Origin of the sequence: Bradyrhizobium sp. Mp19, from assembly GCF_029952935.1 — a bacterium.
Lineage (GTDB): Bacteria > Pseudomonadota > Alphaproteobacteria > Rhizobiales > Xanthobacteraceae > Bradyrhizobium > Bradyrhizobium elkanii.
Window position 1 is genome coordinate 1 of the sequence record NZ_JASAUT010000140.1, and the last position, 3,938, is coordinate 3,938.

At 61.1% G+C, this 3,938-nt stretch carries 6 protein-coding genes and 1 pseudogene; all 7 read right to left on the reverse strand.

Annotated elements, in window-relative coordinates:
- Positions 1-119: 119 nt before the first annotated feature.
- The 7 genes and pseudogenes from QJT82_RS45100 to QJT82_RS45130 all read right to left on the reverse strand — a co-directional run bounded on the left by QJT82_RS45100 (position 120) and on the right by QJT82_RS45130 (position 3,748).
- A complete protein-coding gene (locus QJT82_RS45100; RefSeq protein WP_063607114.1) occupies positions 120-728 on the reverse strand; it encodes a hypothetical protein in 609 nt (202 codons plus the stop codon).
- Positions 725-953, reverse strand: a pseudogene (locus tag QJT82_RS45105) (hypothetical protein); the annotation flags it as partial. The gene QJT82_RS45100 and the pseudogene QJT82_RS45105, both read right to left, overlap by 4 nt.
- A 251-nt stretch (positions 954-1,204) precedes the next feature.
- Complete coding sequence (locus QJT82_RS45110) at positions 1,205-1,495, reverse strand: sensor histidine kinase (RefSeq protein ID WP_035632628.1); 291 nt, start codon at positions 1,493-1,495, stop codon at positions 1,205-1,207.
- A complete protein-coding gene (locus QJT82_RS45115; protein WP_245288836.1) occupies positions 1,471-2,253 on the reverse strand; it encodes a histidine kinase dimerization/phosphoacceptor domain -containing protein in 783 nt (260 codons plus the stop codon). The genes QJT82_RS45110 and QJT82_RS45115 overlap by 25 nt, the downstream gene beginning before the upstream one ends.
- Positions 2,254-2,649: 396 nt before the next feature.
- Entirely contained in the window at positions 2,650-2,910 is a 261-nt protein-coding gene (locus QJT82_RS45120; protein WP_028343225.1) for a hypothetical protein, read from the reverse strand.
- 115 nt (positions 2,911-3,025) lie between these two features.
- Positions 3,026-3,277: a hypothetical protein gene (locus tag QJT82_RS45125; RefSeq protein ID WP_028343226.1), complete on the reverse strand. Its 252-nt coding sequence runs from the start codon at positions 3,275-3,277 to the stop codon at positions 3,026-3,028.
- Positions 3,278-3,343: 66 nt separating this feature from the next.
- On the reverse strand, positions 3,344-3,748 hold the full coding sequence (locus QJT82_RS45130; protein ID WP_028343227.1) for a hypothetical protein: 405 nt from the start codon (positions 3,746-3,748) through the stop codon (positions 3,344-3,346).
- Positions 3,749-3,938 lie beyond the last annotated feature (190 nt).

The following is a 3,938-nucleotide window of genomic DNA, read 5'->3' on the forward strand; positions in this document are numbered from 1 at the left end:
CGTAGCCATGTCGTTCTGTGAGCCAAGGAGTTGCCAGACATATTTGTCTTCCTAAGACCGCTTGGCCTCCGACTTCGTCCCGCTTTCGTGGTATTCGAGCCAGCAAGCCAGCCCAATACTCAGCCGGCGTCGCCTTGTCCTGGTAGGGATAGTTGATCCTTTCGATATAGATCCGGCCGATCTCGGATCGGCTCAAAGGCGCGGGCATGTTCCATGATCCGGCGCGCGGCTTCCTCCGGGTCCGCCCAGCGACGGTCTTCCTTCATTTTCATCGTCGAATTCCGTCGCGCCTTTGCGCAGCGTAGATGGTGAGGGGTGTGAATCTGGCTTTCGGCCGGACGGTGGCTATCAAACGTCGCGCCACAGGGACAGCGCATCAGCGACGACGGCTGTTGAGACGGCAGCTTTTCGCCGCGATCCCACATGGCCTGCTTGCGTGCGATCCAGTCGCGATGATCGCGCCATGCCTGGAAGTCCGCCTCGGTCAGGGTCGGCAGCAACGCACCCCATGCCGCTTCGAACCCCGCGCGCCGGTCGTCGAACGTCGCGGCCGGTCCGCCGGTCGACCGGTCAGATCCGGGATAGAAGCCGCATTTCCATTCCCATTGGTCCGCGTGGTTCGGCACGCCCTTGCGCAGCCCGATCGAACCAACGACGACGTCGCGATAAAGGATGCTCCATTTCTCGCGGGCAGCTTCCTTGTCGCGCCGGCGCGTGAGCTTGGTCACGTCGTGTCTCCGATCGGGCAGCGCTGCCACAGTTGCAGCAGCTCCGCGGCCGGCCGCTTGCCAGTCGCGCTGCACTTCACGCAGCGCAGGCGGTCGGCGAGATCGTGCACCCTGGTGGTCGGAACGTGGCGCAGGGCAGCCCAGGTCAACCGCGCGCGGCGTCTTGCACCGCGAGCATTTGATCTCAAGCCACGGATAGCCGGCATTGATAGCCTGGTCGATCGAGTGCTCCACCATCATCACCAGCACCACCTGCCGATTTGCGCTCGACCTGAGTGCTGGACCTGCATATTCCCGTCGAGCCATCTCGGTGAGGGCGCTCCGCTGTTCACGGAGGAAGGCACGTTCGCATCGTGCGGCGGGAGCCAATTCAATCGAGCAGTGCGCGTCGCAGAATCGAGGAGCGCCAGCGATCATCAATCAGTGTCTGGCAATCCCGAGATTCACTTAGTGTATTGGCCCTTAGATGGTCGGTGTCACCGATCGTCGCGCGCGAGCACGACCTTCACTTCGCAGCCGTTCGGGAGCGGGCTGCGGGATACCGAACCCTTCATTTGGGCCGCGAGAAGCTTGATCAGCCGGCTACCCATCCCAGTTTTTGCCTCCGAGGAGCAGCCTACCCCGTCGTCCTTGACGACGATGCTGAGCCTGCGTTCGTCGGCCTTGACATCGACGTCGATGGCGCCAGCCCGCTCGTTCGGGAAGGCATATTTGAAGGCGTTGGTAACCAGTTCGTTCACAATCAGCCCGATATTGGCCGCCTGCACGCTGGCCAGAGAGATCTCGTCGCACGCACGCGAACGGCGATCGGCCGCACGCCGCGCTGCAGGTCGCCGAGGCTTCCGCAGAGCGTTTCGATGTAGGGCCCGAGCAGGATCTTGCCGTCGCCGCCCATGCTGTGCAGCCTATCGTGGACCTTGGCGATGACCTCGACGCGCCCGATGACGGCATGGAGGGCGGCCTGCACCTCCGGATTGACGTCGGCCCGCGCCTGCAGCCGCAACATGGACACGATGGTGGTGAGATCGTTCTTGGTCCTGTGCGCCAGCTCCTGCAGCAACACGTCGGAATAGACCTTGGCTTTGGCCAGGCTCTCTGTGGTGGAGCGCAGAGCTTCGGTGATCCCTGCTAAGCCGAAGCCGGTCAATATGAATACGATCAGTGGTGGCGCCGCCGCAGCGGCGGACCGCGGCAGGAAGAACACGGACGCGAGCACCGCGCTCGCGATCGTGGCGAGAAAGCCGCTCCCTCGGTCAAACAATACGGATGCGAGAAACACGGCGGGTACGAAAAAGAGGAGAGGATAGGCCCCCAAGGGCTCCGGCGCCAAAAGTCGCCCCAGGCATGCGCCTCCCACCAGGGTGAGCGATAGCACGTAGCGCAGCCAGATCGGATAGCTTGGCACCATGTGAAGGAGCTTGAAGACGAACCAATCCATCTTGGGCAACAGCTGCTCCCGGCTAGCTGTTCCTGCATCGAATTCCATGAGGCCAGCGTTGCGCGTGATGACGTTGGCGTTAAACACTCGCAGCCCGCCAAGAATTAGGACAGGCTGCTTGACTTGCCTATGCGCATGCGTCGACAGCTCGCCCGGCCCATCCTACGAGCACGCTTCAGTCTCACCATATGGACAGAGTAGAATGGGGGCTACTAGCTTTGCTGCCATGTCATTCGTGGCCCTCGTGGTCTTCTCCTCGAATAAGCCGATCCTTCAGGGGATGACGTCGACTCGACCTAAGCGGGAAACCCCCTCGCTGGAGCCGTTTCGTTGGAGCAGCTATCAAGGGGCTTATGGCTCAAAAGAAAGAGGCCGCTAAGGAGGTGGCCTCCGTCTTCACATCAATAGGGCGATAGCACTATCACGATGGGGCTCAGCCCGAGCACCACGACGAGCGCACTAAACCGCCAGGCCGAGGCGGCATTACGGCCTTTCTCTCTTATCTCGCTGTTTTGCCGCTTCGCTGGGGTATTCAGTCGTTCGCCCACGGTCCGTTTCTTCGCCATACCTGCTTTCCCCTTGCGGGAAAGGCTCGTGCGTCTTGCGGCCGATGAAGGTATCCGGCGGCGGATTGTCTTTGAGCAACCGGACAGATTCAGCCGAGATCCGGAGGGTCTCATCAATGATGCGCCGGTCTCGCCGCTGGTCGCCGTAAATGAGATTGATGACGCGCTGATCGGCCATGGCCGCGCTCCCTTGCTCAATGCAGGCGGGAGCACGCTTCGGTCTCTCAGCTACCGCTCGGCCGGCGAGAGGTACAATGCACCTAAACGCTTATAACCATCCGCAGTCGGGCAATTCAGGAAGTCTTGCCCCTTTTAGTCTGGAGATCGAAGACCAATCTGACCTGCATGATGGTGCCGGCTTCGTCCCTGACATCGATGGTCATGTCGCGCGGCTTTGCCGACCTCGAGTGGATCGCGTCACGAGCCATATCCGCCAGCGACTTGGCGGCCTCGACTTGAGCGGCCTCGACACTCTTCAGTTCCAGTCCCTCCTCGTCGAGGGCCATTGCCTCTCCCTCGTAGAGATCGAAATAAAAGCGAGGCATCACAGACCTCCAAGACTGCATTCGAATAAAGTAGGCCTATGGAATGTGTTCCTTGCTCGCCGCGGTCTAATGCCTTGTTGCGCGAGGAATGGCCCCTAGCACTCTGCTTCTATCGTCGCGCACTATCACCGCTCGGCCTGTCGCATCTGCCATCTCTCGTGCTTTCCTTAGCGCGGCGTCCGCGTCGGGAAGATCGAGTACTATGCGCTTTCGGCCCTTTTGCTTAACGGACATCGTCCCGACCGAAGCATCCGCGCCTGCGGGGGAAAGCTGCTGGATCGACGGTGGAACGTTGGACATTAATCCGTTTTCGCTTTCCTGCTTTGGGAACGGCTCCTGCGTCTTTCGTCCCAGGAATGTATCGGGAGTCGGTGTCGCCAGCAGCTTCACCGAGGCCGATATTCGACCACGCATGAAAGCGAGGCGCGCTTTGACGGCATCGCCGTCCTGGATGCGATGAACAACCGCCATTGACCGATCTTCCCCGTTTTTTGGCGCAGAGCGCCATTTGGGCCCTAAGTCGGCGGTTGAAGGCCGGGAGCCGATAGCCACTCAGTCATGCGCGCGGCCCTCTCATCCTGGTGTGCCGCGCGGCGAACAGGATGGAAGTGGAGCGTCGACCATGATGAGAGGGCTACGCCGGGCTCGTGACGCAGGGAGG

What these genes read in the sequence shown, in the direction of transcription:
- QJT82_RS45130 (WP_028343227.1), bottom strand. Translation starts at nt 3,748, where the DNA reads ATGGCGGTTGTTCATCGCATCCAGGACGGCGATGCCGTCAAAGCGCGC.
- QJT82_RS45120 (WP_028343225.1), bottom strand. Translation starts at nt 2,910, where the DNA reads ATGGCCGATCAGCGCGTCATCAATCTCATTTACGGCGACCAGCGGCGA.
- QJT82_RS45125 (WP_028343226.1), bottom strand. Translation starts at nt 3,277, where the DNA reads ATGCCTCGCTTTTATTTCGATCTCTACGAGGGAGAGGCAATGGCCCTC.